General features: G+C 71.0%; 18 protein-coding genes, 2 tRNA genes and 1 pseudogene. 12 read left to right on the forward strand and 9 right to left on the reverse strand.

Annotated features, from left to right (window positions below):
* Window positions 1-54: 54 nt before the first annotated feature.
* A complete protein-coding gene (locus ACE3Q8_RS09785; protein WP_374470094.1) occupies window positions 55-1,581 on the reverse strand; it encodes a TolC family outer membrane protein in 1,527 nt (508 codons plus the stop codon).
* A gap of 122 nt (window positions 1,582-1,703) precedes the next feature.
* A complete protein-coding gene (locus ACE3Q8_RS09790) occupies window positions 1,704-2,270 on the reverse strand; it encodes a protein-L-isoaspartate O-methyltransferase (protein ID WP_374470095.1) in 567 nt (188 codons plus the stop codon).
* Window positions 2,271-2,418: 148 nt separating this feature from the next.
* Here ACE3Q8_RS09790 and ACE3Q8_RS09795 point away from each other — a divergent pair.
* Window positions 2,419-2,492, forward strand: a tRNA-Cys gene (locus ACE3Q8_RS09795).
* Here ACE3Q8_RS09795 and ACE3Q8_RS09800 read toward each other — a convergent pair.
* Both ACE3Q8_RS09800 and ACE3Q8_RS09805 read right to left on the reverse strand, forming a co-directional pair.
* Window positions 2,482-3,666: a tetratricopeptide repeat protein gene (locus ACE3Q8_RS09800; protein WP_374470096.1), complete on the reverse strand. Its 1,185-nt coding sequence runs from the start codon at window positions 3,664-3,666 to the stop codon at window positions 2,482-2,484. The genes ACE3Q8_RS09795 and ACE3Q8_RS09800 overlap by 11 nt on opposite strands.
* A gap of 16 nt (window positions 3,667-3,682) precedes the next feature.
* Complete coding sequence (locus ACE3Q8_RS09805) at window positions 3,683-5,728, reverse strand: prolyl oligopeptidase family protein (protein WP_374470097.1); 2,046 nt, start codon at window positions 5,726-5,728, stop codon at window positions 3,683-3,685.
* Between the two features lie 178 nt (window positions 5,729-5,906).
* Between ACE3Q8_RS09805 and ACE3Q8_RS09810 the strand changes: the two are divergent.
* From ACE3Q8_RS09810 to ACE3Q8_RS09835, 6 genes and pseudogenes are all read left to right on the forward strand, one after another.
* A pseudogene (locus ACE3Q8_RS09810) lies at window positions 5,907-6,479 on the forward strand (SDR family NAD(P)-dependent oxidoreductase); the annotation flags it as partial.
* An 88-nt stretch (window positions 6,480-6,567) separates the two neighbouring features.
* On the forward strand, window positions 6,568-6,921 hold the full coding sequence (locus ACE3Q8_RS09815; RefSeq protein ID WP_374470098.1) for a hypothetical protein: 354 nt from the start codon (window positions 6,568-6,570) through the stop codon (window positions 6,919-6,921).
* 111 nt (window positions 6,922-7,032) lie between these two features.
* Window positions 7,033-7,587: a 2Fe-2S iron-sulfur cluster-binding protein gene (locus ACE3Q8_RS09820; RefSeq protein WP_374470099.1), complete on the forward strand. Its 555-nt coding sequence runs from the start codon at window positions 7,033-7,035 to the stop codon at window positions 7,585-7,587.
* Window positions 7,584-8,558, forward strand: coding sequence for a xanthine dehydrogenase family protein subunit M (locus ACE3Q8_RS09825; RefSeq protein ID WP_374470265.1), 975 nt, complete (start codon window positions 7,584-7,586; stop codon window positions 8,556-8,558). Before ACE3Q8_RS09820 ends, ACE3Q8_RS09825 begins: the two co-directional genes overlap by 4 nt.
* 2 nt (window positions 8,559-8,560) lie before the next feature.
* Complete coding sequence (locus ACE3Q8_RS09830; RefSeq protein WP_374470100.1) at window positions 8,561-10,792, forward strand: molybdopterin cofactor-binding domain-containing protein; 2,232 nt, start codon at window positions 8,561-8,563, stop codon at window positions 10,790-10,792.
* A 141-nt stretch (window positions 10,793-10,933) separates the two neighbouring features.
* Entirely contained in the window at window positions 10,934-11,869 is a 936-nt protein-coding gene (locus tag ACE3Q8_RS09835; RefSeq protein ID WP_374470101.1) for a calcium-binding protein, read from the forward strand.
* 40 nt (window positions 11,870-11,909) lie between these two features.
* Here the strand turns inward: ACE3Q8_RS09835 and ACE3Q8_RS09840 are convergent, their stop codons facing one another.
* Window positions 11,910-12,065 (reverse strand): hypothetical protein, encoded by a 156-nt coding sequence (locus ACE3Q8_RS09840; protein WP_374470102.1) that lies wholly within the window; start codon window positions 12,063-12,065, stop codon window positions 11,910-11,912.
* 30 nt (window positions 12,066-12,095) lie between these two features.
* The gene (locus tag ACE3Q8_RS09845; protein ID WP_374470103.1) at window positions 12,096-13,094 is read right to left on the reverse strand and encodes a helix-turn-helix transcriptional regulator; all 999 of its coding nucleotides are present in this window, start codon (window positions 13,092-13,094) and stop codon (window positions 12,096-12,098) included.
* 77 nt (window positions 13,095-13,171) lie between these two features.
* Here ACE3Q8_RS09845 and ACE3Q8_RS09850 point away from each other — a divergent pair, with 77 nt between their 5' ends.
* The gene (locus tag ACE3Q8_RS09850; protein ID WP_374470104.1) at window positions 13,172-13,450 is read left to right on the forward strand and encodes a hypothetical protein; all 279 of its coding nucleotides are present in this window, start codon (window positions 13,172-13,174) and stop codon (window positions 13,448-13,450) included.
* 14 nt (window positions 13,451-13,464) lie between these two features.
* Window positions 13,465-13,857, forward strand: coding sequence for a GFA family protein (locus ACE3Q8_RS09855; RefSeq protein WP_374470105.1), 393 nt, complete (start codon window positions 13,465-13,467; stop codon window positions 13,855-13,857).
* On the opposite strand, the gene ACE3Q8_RS09860 is transcribed toward ACE3Q8_RS09855, so the two are convergent.
* Together ACE3Q8_RS09860 and ACE3Q8_RS09865 are read right to left on the reverse strand one after the other, a co-directional pair.
* Complete coding sequence (locus tag ACE3Q8_RS09860) at window positions 13,854-14,210, reverse strand: DUF6285 domain-containing protein (protein ID WP_374470106.1); 357 nt, start codon at window positions 14,208-14,210, stop codon at window positions 13,854-13,856. The two genes, ACE3Q8_RS09855 and ACE3Q8_RS09860, sit on opposite strands and share 4 nt — an antisense overlap.
* Window positions 14,207-15,202: a phosphotransferase family protein gene (locus ACE3Q8_RS09865; RefSeq protein ID WP_374470107.1), complete on the reverse strand. Its 996-nt coding sequence runs from the start codon at window positions 15,200-15,202 to the stop codon at window positions 14,207-14,209. Before ACE3Q8_RS09865 ends, ACE3Q8_RS09860 begins: the two co-directional genes overlap by 4 nt.
* A gap of 113 nt (window positions 15,203-15,315) precedes the next feature.
* Here ACE3Q8_RS09865 and ACE3Q8_RS09870 point away from each other — a divergent pair, with 113 nt between their 5' ends.
* Window positions 15,316-16,665, forward strand: a complete 1,350-nt coding sequence (locus tag ACE3Q8_RS09870; protein ID WP_374470108.1) for an acyl-CoA dehydrogenase family protein — start codon at window positions 15,316-15,318, stop codon at window positions 16,663-16,665.
* On the opposite strand, the gene ACE3Q8_RS09875 is transcribed toward ACE3Q8_RS09870, so the two are convergent.
* Window positions 16,662-18,074: a Mur ligase domain-containing protein gene (locus ACE3Q8_RS09875; protein WP_374470109.1), complete on the reverse strand. Its 1,413-nt coding sequence runs from the start codon at window positions 18,072-18,074 to the stop codon at window positions 16,662-16,664. The two genes, ACE3Q8_RS09870 and ACE3Q8_RS09875, sit on opposite strands and share 4 nt — an antisense overlap.
* Before the next feature lie 361 nt (window positions 18,075-18,435).
* Between ACE3Q8_RS09875 and ACE3Q8_RS09880 the strand changes: the two genes are divergently transcribed.
* Both ACE3Q8_RS09880 and ACE3Q8_RS09885 read left to right on the forward strand, forming a co-directional pair.
* Window positions 18,436-18,511, forward strand: a tRNA-Asn gene (locus ACE3Q8_RS09880).
* 82 nt (window positions 18,512-18,593) lie between these two features.
* On the forward strand, window positions 18,594-19,448 hold the full coding sequence (locus tag ACE3Q8_RS09885; RefSeq protein WP_374470110.1) for a hypothetical protein: 855 nt from the start codon (window positions 18,594-18,596) through the stop codon (window positions 19,446-19,448).
* The last annotated feature ends 13 nt before the right edge of the window (window positions 19,449-19,461 follow it).

Below are 19,461 nucleotides of genomic sequence, written 5' to 3' on the forward strand. Positions count from 1 at the left end.
ACCGATCCTGCAATTTACGCCGGCGAGCTAAATTCGCCCCTCAGGCGAACCGGTTCAGGGCTCCCTTGACGGCGTGGCGGCCGGCGGGGGCTGCAGGCCCGGCGCGATCGCCGGCTCCAGCGCCTTGGCCTGCGGCTGCGGGGCCGGCGGTAGGGCGAGCGTGCGGTCGACGATGGCGATCGGCTCCTCCCAGGGCACCCAGCCCCAGGTGATCCGCAGCTTCCGGAAGTTCCGGGTGGCGTCGTACTGCGGCACCGTCGGCACCAGGTTGCGACCCTCAAGCCGGCCCATGGCCGAGATCACGCTGGCCGCGGCCACGTACTCGTCGCGCCGGGCGCTCACCTGGCTGAGCTCGGCGTTGCGCAGTTCCTGCTCGGCGTTCAGCACGTCGATCGTGGTGCGCAGGCCCACCTGCTGCTCCTGGCGCACGCCCTCGGCCGCGATGCGGGCGGCGCGCACCTGCTCGGCGGTCGAGGTGATGTTGGCGCGGCTGGCGATCAACTGGTTCCAGGACTGGGTGACCTGCTGCAGCACCGTGCGACGCTGCGCCTCGATGTTGATCCGGTCGGTGTTGTTCCGCTCCACCGCCTGGCGGATGCGCGAGCTGGTCAGGCCGCCGCTGAAGATCGGCACGGTGACGCCGATTCCGGTGGTGGTCTCGCGGGCGAACAGGCCACGCTCGTACGGCTCCAGGGGCGCCGGACCGAAGCGAGTGGTGCTCTGGAGCGAGACGTTCGGCAGCCGCTCGGCGCGGGCGCCGGCCAGCCGCGCGCGGCTCGCCTGCTCGGCGAACTGCTGGCCGCGGAGCTGCGGGTTGAACTGCTCGGCCGCGGTGAAGGCCTCGTCCACCGTCGCCGGCAGCAGGAAGGCCAGCGACGGCTCGGGCTCGAGCGTGCCAGGGTTGCGGCCCACGGCGGCGGCGTAGTTCGACCGGCTGTTGCCGAGCTGGGCCTCGGTCTGCTGCAACTGCGACTGGGCGGCGGCGAGGCGGGCCTGCGACTGGGCGACGTCGGTCCGGGTGATCTCGCCCACCTCGAAGCGGGCGTTGGACTCGTCGAGCTGACGCTGGAGGACCGACACGTTCTCCTGGCGGATGCGCAGCGCCTCCTGGTCGCGCCGCACGTCGGCGTAGGCCTGGATCACCTGGCCGATCACCTGCGATTCGACGCGGCGCAGGTTTTCGCGGCCCTGCAGGATGTCGGCGTTGGCGGCGGACACCGCCGCGGCCACCCGGCCACCGGTCCAGATCGGCTGCGAGAAGGTGATGGTCGCGGTGCCGGCGTTGCCGTCCTCGATGGTCCGCTGCCCCGCCCGGCTGAGCGCCTCCCGGGGCGTGCGGATGTCCTGCCAGGCGGCCTGGCCGCTGACGCTCAGCGTCGGTCGCCAGCCGCTGCGGGCCTGGACGTAGCTCTCGTCGATGGCGCGCTGGGCGGCGCGCTGGGCCTGCAGGGTCGGGTTCGACTCGTAGGCCATGGCGATGGCGTCTGCGAGGGTCTCGGCCCCGGCGGTCGCGGCGGTCGCGCCGGCGGCCCCCAGGGTGAAGATCGCGGCGAGCAGTCGGCCGCGAAGGTTCTTCGACATTCTGTATCCCCGATACTTAGGAGAGAGATTGAGACCCCTATGACGTTGCCTAAGGGCAAGACCAACGGCCCGTCACCTTAAGCTTTTTTCACCCCGAGGTTTCTTCGGTGTTTCCGGCGCCCTCAGAAGGCGAAACCGTGTTGCGCTTCGAATCCCTTGAGAACCGGCGTCGGCGCATCGAACAGATCGCGCCGACCGACGCCGTCCTCGGTCCGCAGGTAGAGGCCGGCCTTCCCCACCGGCCCATCGCGCTCGACCACCACCAGGCGCCCGTTCGGCGCGAGCGCCGAGAGCCACTCCTGCGGCGCCTGGGCGACCGCGCCCTCGCTGATGATGCAGTCATACTGGCCGCTGACCGCCCGCAGGTCCTCGCCGTCCACCCTGTCCACCGTGACGCCGAGTTGCTCGATCACCGCCGCGGCATAGGGGGCGGCGATGGCCAGCGCGCGTTCGCCCGGCATCGGCCGCAACGCCTGCAGCAGCTTCGCGACGTCGCGCGGCCGCATCAGGAACCGGCCTGGGGCGTACTCCACCTCCAGGTCGGCATAGGCGAGGTAGGTCTTGCCCTCGGGCACGAACTGCTCGCGCGGCAGCACCCGCATGACGTCGTGCAGGCGCACGTCGGTGACGTCGGAGGTTCGCACCTGGCTCTCCACCATGTTCAGGCGGGCGGCGGCGAGATCGGCCATGAGTCTCTCTGGGGAAGGCAGGAAAACGACGGGGGCTTATAGGTCCCAGCCGGTTGCGAACGCAATGCGGCCCGCCGACAGAGATTGCCCCGGGCGGAGCGTTCTGTTAGCCAGCGCTTCCTTCCGGGCGCCGCGGCGCCTCGGCGGCGGCCTGATGGCGGAGTGGTGACGCACCGGACTGCAAATCCGTGAACCCGGGTTCGATTCCCGGTCAGGCCTCCAACCTTCCCGACACCCGATCCCGCAGCGCGCGCTCCAGCGCCGCGACGACGCTCGCCCAGTCGCCAGGCGCCGGCTGCCGGAACAGCCGCAGGCTCGGGTACCAGGGCGTTCGCTGCCCGTTGGCCCAGCGCCAGTCCATGGCGATGTACGGCAGCATCACCCAGGCGTCGCACCCCATGGCGCCTGCCAGGTGGGCCATCGCGGTGTCCGTGGTGATGACCAGATCCAGGTGCTCGAGGATCGCGGCCGTGTCGGCGAAGTCTCCGCGCGGCTCCTGCAGGTCCACCAGTTGGGCGTGGCTCGCCAGCGGGGCCAGCAGCTCGGGCGACGGCAGGCCGCGGTGGCGCTCGATCGGCTGGTGCCGCCCGCCGTGCCAGACGATCCCCACCCGGCCCTCATCGAAGCCGCGCCACGCCCTGCGGGCGCCGTCAGGCGCGGCCAGGTACGGCGCCGCAGGCGCCTCACCCAGCCACAGCGGCAAGGAGAACGGCATGGTCCAGAAGTCTTGTGGCGGAGCGGCCACGGTCTCGTCCGGCCCGCAGGCGATCACCCGATCCACCGCTGGCATGGCCTCGAAGATCCGCACCAGCGGCGGCGGGGCAACGATGGTCAGCGACGCCGCGCCGCGGCCCTTCAGCATGGGCGCATAGCGGATCATCTGCAGTTGGTCGCCGAAGCCCTGCTCCGGGAGCAACAGGACCGAGCGGCCGTCCAGCGGCTCGCCCCGCCACTCCGGGAACGGGATCCCCTGCCCCCGCCGGGCCTGGGCGTTGGGTCGGGCGTCCTGCAGCCGCCATCCCTCGGCCTCGCGGCCGCAGGCGAGATGGACGGTGCTGGCGTCCAGGCTCAGCTCGGCCGAGGCCCCGCCGGCGGCGAAAACCTGGTCGTAGAGCCGCACGGCCTCGCGCCAGCGGCCCGTCCACCTGTAGAGGTTGGCGAGGTTCACCACCGGCCTCAGGTCGCCCGGCGCCGCCAGCCGCAGCGCCTCGGCAAGCGGCGCCTCGGCCTCGATCACCCGGTCGGTGGCGCGCAGCAGCGAACCCAGGTTGCTGAGCGCCGGCACGTGGTCCGGCCGCTCCGCCAGCACGGCGCGGTAGCCGGCCTCCGCCTCGGCCAGCCGCCCGGCGCGATGCTGGGCGGCCGCCTCGGCGAAGCGGGCGTCGAGGTCGGCCATCTCCGCGCGGTCGCCGTCAGTCCATCAACTGCTGGTGCAGGTAGGTGTACTCCAGCGCCTGACGCATGGCCCGTTCGTTGAGGTTCGCGGCGGCGGCGTGACCGCCGTCGATGTTCTCGTAGTAGAGGTAGTCGTACCCGTACTCCTTCAGACGCGCCGCCGCCTTGCGGGCGTGCGCCGGGTGCACCCGGTCGTCCTTGGTGGAGGTCTCCAGGAACACGCGCGGGTACTTTTGGCCGGGCTTCAGGTTCTGGTACGGCGAATAGGTCTCGATGACCGCCCGCTCGGCCGGCTCGGCGGGATCGCCGTACTCGCCGACCCAGGACGCGCCCGCGCCGATGTGGGTGTAGCCGATCATGTCGAACAGCGGCACCTGGATGACCACCGCGTTGTAGAGGTCCGGTCGCTTGGTCAGCGCCACGCCCATCAGCAGGCCGCCGTTCGAGCCGCCCATGATCCCCAGCCGCCGCGGGCTCGTCACCTTCCGTTCGATGAGGTCCTCGGAGACGGCGAAGAAGTCGTCGTAGACCCGCATGCGGTTGAGCTTCAGCCCGGCGTTGTGCCAGCGGGGCCCGAATTCGCCGCCGCCGCGGATGTTGGCGACCACATAGACGCCGCCCTTCTCCAGCCACAGCTTGCCGACCGTCGCCGCATAGGACGGCGTCTGGCTGACCAGGAAGCCGCCGTAGGCGTAGAGCAGGGTCGGCGCCGCGCCGTCGAACTTCAGATCCCTCGGCCGGACGATGAAGTACGGCACCTTGGTCCCGTCCTTCGACGTGGCCCAGTGCTGCTCCACCACGTGCTTCGAAGCGTCGAAGCGCGCCGGCGCGGTCCTGAGCACAGCGGTCTCGGCGCTGCCGGCGTCGGCCAGGAACTGCTGGGACGGCGTCAGGTAGCTCGTCGCGTAGACGATCATCCGGTCGTCGTGGTCAGTGGTCGAGCCGATCTGGACCGTGGAGTCCGTCGGCAGGTCGAGGCGCGTGGAGATCCAGCCTTCGCCCTGGCGGCGGAAGCTCACCACCTGGCCCTTCACGTTGTCGTAGAGCGCCACGACCAGGCGTCCGCGGGTGGTCGCCACCTGCTCGATGGCTTGGCTCTCGGTGGGCCGCAGCACCAGCTTGGCCGCCAGGCTGGCGGGATTGGCCTTCACCGCGGCAAGGTCGAGGTCGAGGAGATCGCCCTCCTTGAAACCCTTGGGCGCCCAGTCCTGCTCCAGGCTGACCAGCAGCCGGCCGGAGACGTATCCCTGGACGCTCGCCTTGCTGGGCAGGTCCAGCTTCTTCGGCCCGGCGTCGGTGATCAGGTGATGCTCGGCGTTGAAGGTGTCGAGCGGCCGGTGCGCCAGGATCGCCTGCACCTTGCCGTCCGGATCGCGCAGCACGATCGGCGAGACGCCGTAGCCGCCGTCCTTCGCCTCGCCGCGGAACACCTCCCGCGCCGCCGACAGCGGCTGGCCGCGCTTCAGCAGCTTCAGCACATAGGGATAGCCGGAGGTGGTGACCTGGCCCTTCTCCCATTCCATGGCGACGACGAGGGTGTCCTTGTCCACCCAGGCGTAGCGGTGCTTCCCCTCGGGCAGGCGGAAGCCGCCGTCGACGAACTTGCCCGTGGAGACGTCGAACTCGCGGACGATCTCGGCGTCCTTGCCGCCGTCGGACAGCGCCACGAGGCAGAGCCGCTCGTCAGGTTCCAGGCAGTCGGCGCCGTGCCAGACCCAGTTGGCGTTCTCCGCCTTGGCGAGCGCGTCCACGTCGATGATCGTCCGCCACTCGGGCTTGCCCGAGCGGTAGCTCTCCAGGCTGGTGGTGCGCCAGATCCCGCGCACGTGCTCCCGGTCCTGCCAGAAGTCGCGCAGCGAGCCGTCGCCGGCGAAGCCCACCGAGGGGATCCGGTCCGTGGCGGTGGCGATCTTCAGGGCGTCCGCATAGAGGCCCTGGTAGCGGGGATCGTTCTGCAGCTTCGGGAGCGAGCGGGCGTTCTCGGCCTTCGCCCAGTCGAGGGCCCGGGCGCCCTCGATCTCCTCCATCCAGGTGTAGGGATCGTCGTTTGGGGCCGCCCCCATCAGGAATACTCCGGCCAACAAGGTCGCAAGGACGCGCGCTTTCATCTCAGGATCACCCCGGCTTGAGGCGCCGATAGAGCGCAATCCGGCCGCCGGGCTCAAGTCCCAATCCGGCGCAGGGGCGTCCGGAACCAAGCCCCCGCCTCCGGGTTGGCCAGCCATTCCCGAGGAGCGCCCCATGGTCACGTCGCCCGACACCGGTAGGCCGCCGCCGCGCCGTCTGAAGACGCTGCAGGACGCCGTCGTGGTCGTCCTTGGCGCCAGCAGCGGCGTGGGCCGCGCCGCCGCCGTCGCCTTCGCGCGCAAGGGCGCCAAGGTCGTGGTCGCCGCCCGGCGGACGGACCTGCTCGAGGAGGTGGCCGCCGAGTGCCGGTCAGCCGGGGGCGAGGCCCTGGCCGTGACCACCGACATCACCGACGCCGCGGCGGTGAGCGCTCTGGCCGTCGCCGCCCTCACGCGCTTCGGTCGCGTGGACGTGTGGGTGAACAATGTCGGGGTCGGGGCCGTGGGCGCGTTCGACGAGACCCCGATCGAAGCTCACGAGCAGGTCATCCGCGCCAACCTGATCGGTTATCTGAACGGCGCCCACGCGATCGTGCCTCACTTCAAGCGCCAGGGGCGCGGCGTGCTCATCAACACCAACTCCCTGGGCGCCTGGGTACCCTCGCCCTACGCCGTGGCCTACAGCGCCAGCAAGTTCGGCCTCCGCGGCTATTCGGAGGCGCTGCGCGCCGAGCTCACCCGCCACCCCGGCATCCACGTCTGCGACGTCTTCCCCGGCTTCCTGGACACCCCCGGCGTCGCCCACGGGCAACTATGTGGGCCGGGAGCTCAAGCCCTTGCCGCCCGTAAAGGACCCGCAGGCGGTGGCCGACGCCATGGTGCGGCTCGCCCTCCACCCGCGGAAGGGCGTCGTCGTGGGCCAGAGCGCCACGGCCGCGCGCGCGATCCATGCGCTGGCGCCGGACCTCACGGGCTGGGTGGCGGTCCGCTTCATGGAAGCCTACTTCCGCCGGGCGCGTCCCGCGGCGCGCACCGACGGCGCGATCTTCGCCCCCGTTCCGGAAGGCCGCGGGGTCCACGGCGGCTACATGCGTTCCGGGATGCGCGCCGGTGTCGGCCTCGGGATCGGCGTGCTCGCCCTTGGCGGACTGCTCGCCGCCCGCGCGCTTTCGCGGCCGCGGCCCGCCTAGCCACGTTTTCGCGCGGCGCCGGATCGCCCGCGCCGGTCGCACGTTGCGCGCAAGGGACGGAAAGCTTCGGCGCCAGGGGCCGGGCTCCCCTTTGCTTGAGGAGATCCACCGATGCCGCACGCCGGAGCCCCAGGCGCGCCCGATGCGCGACCGCCGCTCACCGTGTCCGTGCGGCTGCGGATCAACGGCGAGGACCACGCGCTCGACCTCGACATCCGCACCAGCCTGCTGGACGCGCTTCGCGAGCACCTCGGGCTGACCGGGTCGAAGAAGGGCTGCGACCACGGCCAGTGCGGGGCCTGCACGGTCCTGCTCAACGGGCGGCGCGTGAACAGTTGCCTGAGCCTGGCCGTGATGCACCAGGGCGAGGAGGTCACCACCATCGAGGGCCTGGGCGACCCCGACGACCTGCACCCGATGCAGGCCGCCTTCCTGCGGCACGACGGCTTCCAGTGCGGCTACTGCACGCCCGGCCAGATCTGTTCGGCGGTGGGAATGCTGGAGGAGAGCAAGGCCGGCGCGCCCAGCCACGTCACCGCGGACCTGAACGCCCCCGCCGAACTCACCGACCCGGAGATCCGCGAGCGCATGAGCGGCAACCTCTGCCGCTGCGCCGCCTATCCGAACATCGTCGCCGCCATCAAGGACGCCGGAGGCCTGGCATGAAGACCTTCAGCTACGAGCGCGCCGAGAGCGTCGAGCACGCCGTCGAGGCGGTGAAGGGCCATCCCGCCGCCAAGTTCATCGCCGGCGGCAGCAACCTGCTCGACCTGATGAAGCATGAGATCGAGGCGCCGACCCACCTAGTCGACGTCAACCACCTGGGCCTCGACCGCATCGAGGAGACGCCGGAGGGCGGCCTGCGCATCGGGGCGCTGGTGCGCAACAGCGACCTGGCCTGGGATCCGCGGGTGCGTAGCCGCTACGCCGTGCTCGCCCGGGCCCTCCTGGCCGGCGCCTCGGGCCAGCTCCGCAACCGGGCGACCACGGCCGGCAACCTGCTCCAGCGGACCCGCTGCTACTACTTCTACGACCCGGCCAAGCCCTGCAACAAGCGCGAGCCCGGCTCCGGCTGCTCGGCGCTGGAGGGCTTCAACCGGATCCACGCCATCGTCGGTCAGAGCGAGCACTGCATCGCCACCCATCCCTCCGACATGGCCATCGCCATGCGGGTGCTGGACGCCACCGTCGAGACCGCCTCCGCCGAGGGCGGGCGCGCGATCCCCATCGCCGAGTTCCACCGGCTGCCGGGCGATCGGCCGGACGTGGACACCACGCTGCGCGCCGACGAGCTGATCACCCACGTCGCCCTGCCGCCGCCGCCGCCCGGCGCCCAGGTCTACCGCAAGGTCCGCGACCGGGCCTCCTACGCCTTCGCGCTCGTCTCCGTGGCCGCGGTCACAGAGGTCGAGGACGGCCGGATCCGCTCGGCGCGCGTGGCGCTGGGCGGCGTCGCGCACAAGCCCTGGCGCAAGGAGGAGGCGGAGGCCGGTCTCGCCGATCAGGCGCCCCGGGACGCCGCCGAGGCGGCGGACGCGGCCCTGCTCCAGGGCGCGCACGGCCACGGCTCGAACGACTTCAAGATTCCCCTGGCGCGCCAGACGCTTGCCGCCGTCTTCTCGAGCGTGGAGGGCTGACCGTGGAGTTCACCGATCCGATCGGCGACACGCCCCTCGACCATCGCCCCGACGGCGTGCTCGGCCGGCCGCTCGACCGCGTGGATGGCCCTCTGAAGGTCACCGGCCGCGCCACCTACGCCGCCGAGTACGCGGGCTTCGGCGAGGTGGCCTACGGCTATCCCGTGCCGGCGACGATCGCCAAGGGGCGCATCGCCGAGATCGACACCAGCCTGGCCGAGCGCCAGCCCGGCGTGATCACCGTCCTCACCTGGCGCAATGTCGATCCGCCCCATGGCCAGGCCCCCCGCACCCCGGACGGCCCGACGTCGGGCAAGAAGGCGGTCCCCGAGCTGAACGACGCCCAGGTGGACCACTACGGCCAGGCCGTCGCCTTGGTGGTCGCCGAGAGCTTCGAGCAGGCCCGCTCCGCCTCGCGGCTGGTGCGGGTGACCTACGACCGCGAGCCGCACGAGAGCGACATCCGCCGCAACCTCGTCAAGGGCGTGCCCCCATGGGACGACCCCGAGGCCGACAGCTTCGTGGGTGATTTCGACAAGGCCTTCGCCGAGGCTCCGGTCCAGCTCGACCTCGAGTACGCCACCCCCGTCGAGAGCCACGCGATGATGGAGCCGCACGCCACCATCGCCGAGTGGACGGACCAGCGGCTGACCCTGCACACCTCCCACCAGATGGTGGCGCCCGGCGCCGGCAGCGTCGCGGCGACGTTCCGGCTTCCCAAGGACAAGGTGCGCCTGGTCAGCCGCTACATAGGCGGCGGCTTTGGCGGCAAGCTGGACGTCTGGTCCGACGCCATCCTGGCTGCGCTGGCTTCGCACAAGCTGAAAGGCCGGCCGGTCAAGGTCGTGCTGCCGCGCACGCACATGTTCGAGATGACCGGCCATCGGCCGCAGACCATCCAGCGGATCCGGCTCGGCGCCGACGCCGACGGCCGGCTGTCGGCCATCGCCCATGACGTCTGGAGCGACAACAATCCCGACGAGACCTTCAACGAGCCGGCGGCCCAGGCGACCCGCACCCTCTACGCCGCGCCGAACCGGCGCACCACGCACCGGCTGGTGCTGATGGACGTGCCGATCGGCTGCTCCATGCGCGCGCCTGGCGAGGCCGTGGGCCTCCTCGCCCTCGAATGCGCCATGGACGAGCTGGCCGAGAAGGTCGGACTCGATCCCATCGAGCTTCGCATCCGCAACGAGCCCGCCGAGGATCCGGAGCAGCACGTCCCCTACTCCACCCGCAACCTGATCCCCTGCCTGAAGGAAGGCGCCCGGCGGTTCGGCTGGGAGGCGCGCAATCCGAAACCCGCCCAGGTCCGCGACGGCCGCTGGCTCGTCGGCGTCGGCATGGCGGCGGCGACCCGCAGCGTCATCGTGCAGCCGTCCAAGTGCCGCCTGACCCTCGAGCCGGACGGCAGCGTGACGGCTCGTCTGGCCATGACCGACATCGGCACCGGGACCTACACCATCCTGACCCAGGTCGGGGCCGACATGCTGGGCCTGCCGCCCGAACGGGTCACCGTCCTGATGGGCGACACCGACTATCCGGAGGCCGCCGGCTCCGGCGGCTCGTTCGGCGCCAACAGCGCGGGCTCGGCGCTGTATGCGGCCTGCGAGCTGCTGCGCGAGGAGCTGGCCAGGCGGGCCGGCGTCGAGCCAGCCCAGGCGCGGCTGCAGAACGGCGGCCTCGTCGCCGGCAATGTCTCCCGCACCTTCGAGGAGCTGGCCGCCGGTGGGCCGGTGGACGTGGTGGGCGACTTCAAGCCCGGCGACCTCACCGACCGGTACTCCCAGCAGGCCTACGGCGCCCACTTCTGCGAGGTGGGCGTCGACATGGACACCGCAGAGGTGCGGGTCCGCCGCTTCCTCAGCGTCCACACGGCCGGCCGCATCCTCAACGAGAAGACCGCGCGCTCTCAGTGCCTGGGCGGCGTCACCATGGGCATCGGCGCGGCGCTCACCGAGGAGGTGGCCCAGGACCACCGCTTCGGCTCCTACGTGAACCACGACCTGGCCGAGTACCACGTGCCCGTCCACGCCGACATTCCGGACATCGAGGTGGTCTTCCTGCCCGAGCTGGACGACAAGGCGAGCCCCCTGAAGGCCAAGGGCCTGGGCGAGCTGGGCATCTGCGGCGTCGGCGCGGCCGTGGCCAACGCGGTGTACAACGCCACCGGGGTGCGCATCCGCGACTATCCCCTGACCCTCGACAAGATCCTGGCCGGCCTCCGCGGCTGATCCTCCGAGTGTGCGTCGCCTCCCCCAAACGGGGGAGGTTCCGCCCCTGGGCTCCCGCTACTCCTGGTCCGTTGCAGGTCGTCGGCCTGCGGACGACCTGGCCACGCCCCGCGGCGGGCCGCAGCACAGTGGAGCCAGCAGATGGCGCTTCTTACCGCCGGCCCTTCGGCCATGGATTTCGAGAACCTGAAGATCGTCGATCTCCAGATCGCCGATGTGGTCTCCGCCGGGGCGACCTCGATCAGCCTCAAGGACGGCGAGTGGCTCTACGACTTCACCGGCCAGTTCACCTACGCCAATGACGAACTCTCCGGCGGCACGCTGACCGGCTGGCGCGAGACCTTCCAGGGTCAGGTCACCTTCGAACTCACCGGCTTCTCCATCCCGGTGACCACCTTCATCGGTTGGTCCGAGGCCGACGCCAACGAACTCGCGCGCAGCACCCTGCTGTCCGGCGCCGACAGCATCGTGGGCTCGGCCTTCGCCGACCGCATCTACGGCTATGCGGGCGCCGACACCATCGAGGGCGGCGCCGGCCAGGACTACCTGCGCGGCTATGTCGGCGACGACCTGATCCGCGGCGGCGCCGACTTTGACGACGTGCACGGCAATGAGGGGAACGACACCGTCTACGGCGGGCTCGGCAACGACTGGGTGGTCGGGGGCAAGGACAACGACGTCCAGTACGGCGAGGACGGGGCCGACGTGGTCTATGGCAACCTGGGCGACGACACCCTGAACGGCGGCGAAGGCGCCGACTGGGTCCGCGGCGGCCAGCAGAACGACATCGTCCGCGGCGACGCCGGCGACGACTGGCTGGCCGGCGACAAGGGCGACGACACCCTCACCGGCGGCGCCGGCGCGGACCTGTTCCACACCCACGGCGACGCCGGCCTGGATCGCGTCACCGACTTCAACGTCCTCGAGGGCGACCGGGTGAACCTGCTCGCCGGCACGACCTACACCACGGCCCAGGTCGGGGCCGACGTGGTGATCAACATGGGCGGCGGCGGCCAGATGGTCCTGGTCGGCGTCCAGCTGTCGAGCCTCGGCGCAGGCTGGATCTTCGGCGCCTGACGCGGCCCATGGCCGGTCCGGGGGAGCGAGGGACGTTGCTTCACCCGGGCCGGCGCTCGCGCCAGATCTCAAGCGCCAGCTTCGGGCGCACCAGGAACAGGCCGGCCCAGACCAGGTGGGCGAGCGCCCGCACGAGGCGACGGCGGGGGCGGATCTCCAGTTCGTAGAGCGCGGCGTAGTCGGCGACGACGGTCATAGGCTTGCTCCTCTTCACGAGGACCAAGAGCTAGGCCGTGGGTGCGTCAGTTGCGGTCGCATGGGCGCGGCGCGCCAGTTCGATCTGCTCGACGATCAGCTCCCTCAGGCGCTGCGGCGCCAGGATCTGCACCTGGTCGCCCCAGGTGAACAGGTGCCAGGCGAGCTCGCGCATGCCGCTCGCCCGGAAGCGCACCACCACCGAGCCGTCCGGCTGCTGCTCCAGGGTCTGGTTGGAGTGGAAGCGCCAGCGGAGCGCCCCTTCGGCGGAGGCCGGAAGGATCCGCAGCACCACGTCCTCGGTGTCGTCCTGGTAGATGCCGAAGCTCTCGTCGGCATAGTCTTGCAGGCTGAAGCGCTCATCGCGCCGGGCCGGCCGGCCGGTGACCTCCACGTCGCGGAGCCGGTCGAGCCGCCAGTTGCGCGGACTCCCCTCGCCTTCCGCCGCCACGAGGTAGTTGGCGCGGCCGAACAAGACCCCATACGGCGTCACCTCGCGCGCGCGGCCGGGCGTGGAGCCGCCCTCATACCGAAACCGCAGGGTCGACAGCCCCTTCAGCGCGTCCCGGATGGTGGCCAGCACCGCCTCGTCCTCGAACGGCCGCGGCCCGGCCTGCACCGCGATGGTCTCCGCCTGCAGCAGGGCCTCCAGGTCGGGTGCGAGCCGGCGTCGCGCGGCCGCCCGCGTGGCCGACAGCACCTTCTGCTCCAGTGACTTCAGCGCGTTGGCGCGCGCGCTCGCGCCCTGCGCGCTCCAGGCCTCCGCAGCGGCGTTCAGCGCCGCCAGCTCCTCGGCCGTCGGCGCCTGGAAGAGGCCATCCAGCCCTGAGGGAATCCGGAATCGGCGGGTGGGCGGGTCGTCCACCTCCTCGAGCTGCGGGAAGACCTCGCGCACGGCGTCCCGCATTCGCTCGGCGGTGCGACGTCCGACACCCAGCCGATCGGCCATCTCGTCGAGCGTCAGCCCTTCCGCGGTGCTGGCCAGCATCCGCGCCAGCTCCAGCAGCCGGCCCGCCTTTTCGTGTCGCATCCGAGCTTACGTCCGTTTCTGTCGCACCGGCCCATCAGAACCGATGCTGTCGAAACCCGCAACGGAGTTCACGAGAGATGGCCAGCTACCGCCGCTTCAAGCCCCGCGTCGCCCGCCCCATCCAAGACCCCCGCCCCGTGCCGCCGCCGGCCGCCGTGGTCGACGCCGTCCTGCGCTTCCACGACGAGGAGCAGGACCAGGGCTCCGGCCGCACCCTGCTCCGCCTTTCCGCCGCCCGCATCCGCCAGCGCGAAGTCAAGGCCGCCCTGGGCGCCCACGCCGCCCGCGCGGCGCGGGTGTCGATCCTCTGGAACGAGCGGGAGAGCGAGATCATCCGGGTGCTGGAAGCCGCCTGACGCGTTCCGGTCATATGACCGGGATCCTTCGAGACGGCGGCTGCGCCTGCGGCGCCGTACGCTTCACCACCCGCGGCGAGCCCGACCGGATCGGCCTCTGCCACTGCCTGACCTGCCGCAAGGCTCACGGCTCGGCCTTCCTGCCCTTCGCCGTCTTCGCCGCCGAACAGGTGGAGGTCACCGGCGACCTGGCGGACTGGGAGAGCTCCCCGGGCTACCGCCGCCGCTTCTGCCCCCGCTGCGGCTCGCGCGTGGTCAACGCCAACGGCGACGAGGTCGAGATCAGCATCACCAGCTTCGACGACGTCGGCGTCTTCGCCCCGCAATACGAGAGCTGGGTGATCCGCCGCGAGCCCTGGCTGCCGCCGCTGAAGGTCCCGCAGTGGAGCCACAACCGCGGCGACTAGCCGCCTTCCGGCCGGTACTTCGGCTGGTCGATGGCGAGTTGGTCGAGGGCTATGGTCTTTAGGGCCGCCACCAGTCCCGGGGTCACCTCCGTCAGCTCCCCGCTGCGGATGCGCTCGCAGAGCTCCCGGTTCAGCGCCTCGAACTCCCCGGACCGGCCGAGCACGCCCGCCATGGCCTCGACAGCCCGGGCTTCCGCAGCCGGCCCACGGCTCAGCTCCCGCTCCACCACCGAGAGCACGTTCACCGCCACGCGGGCCAGAAAGGCGTTGCGTGGATCGAGGCTCGGCCGGATCTGGTCGATCCAGTGGGCGACGGCCTGCACCAGTTCCTCGGTCTTGGGATGGGTGATCACAGGCCCTGCTCCAGAAGCGCCACGAGGTCGGCCTCGGTCTCCGAGACGCGTCGCCCGATCATCGGCCGCTCCACCGACTTCTCCAGGCCGTCGCGCCAGCTCAGGTACATGGTCAGGCACATGACGCCCCAGCGCAGCGAGCCCAGCATCTGCCAGAAGCGCACCCGCTCCAGCGCGATCGGACGGCCGCCCGCCGCCTCGTAACCCGCCAGCAGGTCGGCGTAGTCCCCGAAGCCACCCACGGGCTTCTCCGACCGGCCGAACCGCCAGGAGTTCGTGCAGATCCAGCCCATGTCCTCGGCTGGGTCGCCGATGTGCGCGAGCTCCCAGTCGAGGACGGCGGCGACCCCGCGCGCCGGATCGAACATGATGTTGCCGTTCCGGAAGTCCCCGTGCAGCAGAACCGGCTCGACGGGCTCGGGCGTCCGCCGCCTGAGATACTGGAACGCCAGCTCCAGGACCGGCCGCTCGGCGCCGGTGGCCCGGTACACCTCCTCGTAGCGGTCGAGCTCGAGCACCGCGTCCACGGTCTTGAGCCCCAGCCCCATCGGCGGAGGGGTCGCGTGGATCTTCGCCAGCACCTCGCCGCACTGGCGCGCGAGCTTCGGCCGGACCGCCTCGAACCGCGGGTCCTCGACGATCTTCTTGCCGAGTGTCTCGCCGCCGACCCGGCCCATCACATAGGCCTCGCCCAAGCCGTCCGCGGCCTCACACACGTGGCGGACCGGCGGAACGGGCGCGCCCGTCGCGCCGGCCGCGCGGATCAGCGCCGCCTCCGTCGCGAGCGGGATAGAGCGCGCCGTCTCGGCGTCGAACGGCGCGGTCCGCCGGCGAAGGATCAGGCCCTCGCGCCGGTCGCCGGCCACCACCTCAAAGGCCCAGGTTTCCATGCTCGCGCCGCCCGAGAGGCGCTGGGCGCCGTCCGCCCGCGCGCCTTCCCCCGCCAGCCGCACCGCCAGCCTGGAAAGCGCTTCTGGGACGGGCGAATCCATGACCCGACGGAACCTCCTCGATGGTCTAGGCTCCTGATCTGGCGGGACATCCGCGGGCCTGTAAATCCTCCCGCGGCGTCAACCCGCCCAAGGACAAGCGCCGAGGAAACGCCATGGACTTCGCCCTGCCCCAGGACCTCCAGGACTATCTGGACGAGCTCGACCGCTTCATCGAGGCGGAGATCATGCCGCTGCAGCGGCAGGACGATAACGACCGCTTCTTCGACCACCGCCGCGAATGGGCCCGAACGGATTTCGAGAACCAGGGGCTGCCCCGCCCCGAGTGGGAGGCCCTGCTGGCCAAGGCGCGCAAGCTGGCCGACGACGCCGGCCACTACCGCTACGCCTGGCCGCAGGAGATGGGCGGCAAGGGCGGCAGCCAGCTCGCCATGGCGGTGATCCGCGAGCACCTGGCCGCCAAGGGCCTCGGCCTATTCAACGACCTTCAGACCGAGCATTCGATCGTCGGCAACAACCCGTTCGTGCTGATGTTCAAGGAGTTCGCCACGAACTGGCAGTACGAGCGCTACGCCGACAAGCTGCTCAACGGCGAGATGCGCACCGGCTTCGGACTCACCGAGCCGAACCACGGCTCCGACGCCACCTTCATGGAGACCCGCGCGGTCCGCGAGACCCGTGACGGCAAGCCCGGCTGGCGAATTGACGGGGCAAAAATGTGGACGACCGGCATGCACGTGGCGAGCCACTGCATGGTCTTCGCCCGAACCTCGGGCAAGGACGGCGACGCCACCGGCATCACCTGCTTCATCGTGCCGAAGGAAACGCCCGGGTTCGTGATCGAGGAGTACCTGTGGACGTTCAACATGCCCACGGACCACCCGCGGATCTCGATCACCGACTGCTGGGTGCCGGAGGACAGCTACTGGGGCGAGATCGACAAGGGTCTGGGGCTCGGCCAGAGCTTCGTGCACCAGAACCGGATCCGCCAGGCGGCCTCGAGCCTGGGCGCGGCGGTCTACTGCATCGAGGAGAGCGTGAAGTACGCCCGCGAGCGCAAGCCGTTCGGCAAGGCGCTGGCCGAGAACCAGGCGATCCAGTGGCCGCTGGTGGAGCTCGCGACCCAGTGCGAGATGCTGCGCCTGCTGATCCGCAAGACCGCCTGGCAGATGGACCAGATGGACCACAAGCAGATCGAGAAGACGATCTCGGACAAGGTCTCCATGTGCAACTACTGGGCGAACCGGCTGGTCTGCGAGGCGGCCGATCGGGCCATGCAGGTGCACGGCGGCATCGGCTATTCCCGCCACAAGCCCTTCGAGCACATCTACCGCCACCACCGGCGCTACCGGATCACCGAGGGCTCGGAGGAGATCCAGATGCGCAAGGTCGCCGCCTACCTGTTCGGCTACCTCGGCCCGAAGCGGCAGGCCTTCAAGGCGGCGGAGACCCAGGCTGGCGGCGACTACGTGCAGCCGATCCCGGCGATCTCGTCCAACGCCTAGGCCGCCGCGGCCTCGGCGTAGAGCTGGTCGAACACCGGGGGCAGGCTGTCCGGCAGACCCAGCAGCGGGCCTGAGGAGAGCAGCAGCACCACCTCGTCGCCGGCCAGGCCGCTGAGCGCGGCGGTCGCCGCCTCCGCGGTCCGCACGCCCTCGACGGCGATGCCGGCGGCGGCGGTGCGGGCCAGGATCTCCTCGAAGCTCGACTGGTTGTGGCTGGCCGCGCCGTGGCTCGGCGGCGGCACGATCAGCGCCTTGGCGACGCCCTCGAAGACGGTGTCGTACCAGGGCAGCGCGTCGCGGTTGCGCCAGGAGAAGGTGTGCGGCTCGAAGACGACGGTCAGCGGCCGGGTCGGATAGTGCAGCAGCAGGGCCTCGATCGCCGAACGCGCCTTCTCGTAGGACGAGCCGAAGCCCTCGATCACCGGCACCTTCGAGGCGCCGGTCAGGCGGTCGAGGCGGCGGCGGATGCCCGCGAAGCTCGCCACCGCGCGGACCAGCGCCGGCTCCGACACCAGGCCCCGCTCCAGCAGGTAGGCGGCGACGCCGACGATGTTCTCGATGTTGTGCTCGCCGAGCAGCGAGGTGGCGAGCGCGATGCGCCGGCCGTCGGGGGCGACCAGGGCGAACCGGGTCACCTCGCCGTACACCACGTCCTCGCTGTGCCAGCCGGCGCAGGGCGCGGTGTCGTACCAGACGACGCGGCCGGCCGCCTCGCCGACGATGGCGCGGATGGCCGGGTGGTCGCGGGCCACCAGCAGGCCGTCCCCCGGCAACAGCCGCAGCAGCTCGCGGAACGGCGCCTCGTAGTCGGCGAAGGTCGGGAAGACGTTGACGTGGTCGTGGATCAGCGAGGTCAGCAGCACGTCGCGCGGATGGTAGAGCACGAACTTGGAGCGCCGGTCGTTCGGGCCGACGATGTACTCGTCCCCCTCCAGGATCACCTCGGGCGCGGTCCCCCAGTGACCGGTGGCGGGCAGCGAGGGCGAAATCGCGCCGATCATCCAGCCCGCGTCGCGGTCCGATTCGCGCAGGATGTGCGCCATGAGCGCCGTGCAGGTGGACTTGCCGAACGAGCCGGCCACCACCGTGTTCTGGCGGTCCTGCGTGGCCTGCCCCACCAGCTCCGGGAAAGTGGTGACCGGTACGCCGCGGCGCCGCGCCTCGGCCACCTCGACGTTGTCGTCGCCGCCGAGCTTGGCGCTGGCCCCAAGCACCAGCAGGTCGAGGTCCTCGGGCAGGTTGGCGGCGTCGAAGCTGCGGTGGAACGGGAAGCCCAGGCCTTCCACATAGGTGGACATCGGCGGGAAGACGTCGGCGTCCGAGCCGGACACCTCGTGACCGGCGTCGCGCATCATCAGGGCGACCGCGCTCATGCCCGCGCCGGCGATGCCGGTGAAGTGGATGCGCATGGCGGCCTCCGCGATTCCCGTGACGGGCGTTTTCGTGATTCCGTCATCGAGTAGCCCATCCCGAGGACGCCTCCAATCCGGGGCGACAATGCGGCGCGGCGGGCGAATCATGAATCCCGGCCCGAGGGCGGAGCGCCTCGGAATTAATCAACGTTTGGAACCGTTTACGGGTGTTAATAGCCGCTTAACCACCTGGGCCGACCCTGTGGCCGTCTTCCTTGAAGACACCCCACCATCACCGACTTTTTCCAGCCCGGCGCTCGCGCCGGGCTCTTTTTTCGCCCGCGGCGCAAGAAGGCGGCCGGGCGGCTTGCGCCCCGCGGAATCGCAGCGTATATGCCCCGCCTCTCGACGGCCCTGATCCTCGGTAGCTCAGTTGGTAGAGCAGGCGGCTGTTAACCGCCGGGTCGCAGGTTCGAGTCCTGCCCGGGGAGCCATCGAGAGCCCTTCCCCACATCGCGATGCTGCGAAACGCCCGCCCGCGGTGCGCCTGGCCATGGACTCGGCTAGGACGGCGCCATGACAACGACGGACGACAGGCGGTTGGCCGCCCTCCAGGCCCATCTGCAGCGGGGGAACGGCTACCAGGCGCGCCAGGAAATCGAGCGCCTGCTCGCCCCGCTGCGCGAGGACCCGCGCCGGCTCGAGCCGTTCGGCTTCAAGGTCTACAGCCAGAACGACGAGGACGGGATTCTCGAGGAGATCTTCCGGCGGCTGGGCGTCCCGCGCGGCCGGTTCGTGGAGATCGGCGTCGAGGACGGGCTGGAGTGCAACTCGCTCTACCTGCTCCACAAGGGCTGGATCGGCGCCTGGATCGAGGGCGACGCGAGCCGCCGGGCCGCCATCGAGTCGACATTCGGCTCGATCGTCGACCGACGCCTGACGCTGGCCTTCGGGCGGGTGACGGCCGAGAACGTCGACCGGCTCCTGCGGGACCTGACCGGCGGGGTCGAACTCGACCTCCTGTCCATCGATATCGACGGCATGGACGTCTACCTGTTCGGTGCGCTCCAGGCCGTGCGGCCGAAGGTGGTGGCGATCGAGTACAACGCCAAATGGCCGGCGCACCTCTCGAAGCAGCCGGTCTACGACGCCGGCCACGTCTGGCGCGGCGGCGATTACATGGGCTCCAGCCTGAAGGCCCTCTGCGAGACCGCCACGCGGCAGGGCTACCGCCTGGTCGGCACCAACATCACCGGCACGAACGCCTTCTTCGTGCGCCAGGACCTCGCCGGCGACCTGTTCGCCCCCGACGCCAGCCCCGAGGCGCTTTACAACCCACCCCGCTACTGGCTCTGGCTCGACCACTTCCTGCACATCGGCCACCGCCCGAGCTTCGGCCGCTACGCGGACCTGGAACCGGCCGCCCCCTGAGGCCCGCCGGGCG

This window comes from Phenylobacterium sp., assembly GCF_041913825.1.
GTDB lineage: Bacteria > Pseudomonadota > Alphaproteobacteria > Caulobacterales > Caulobacteraceae > Phenylobacterium.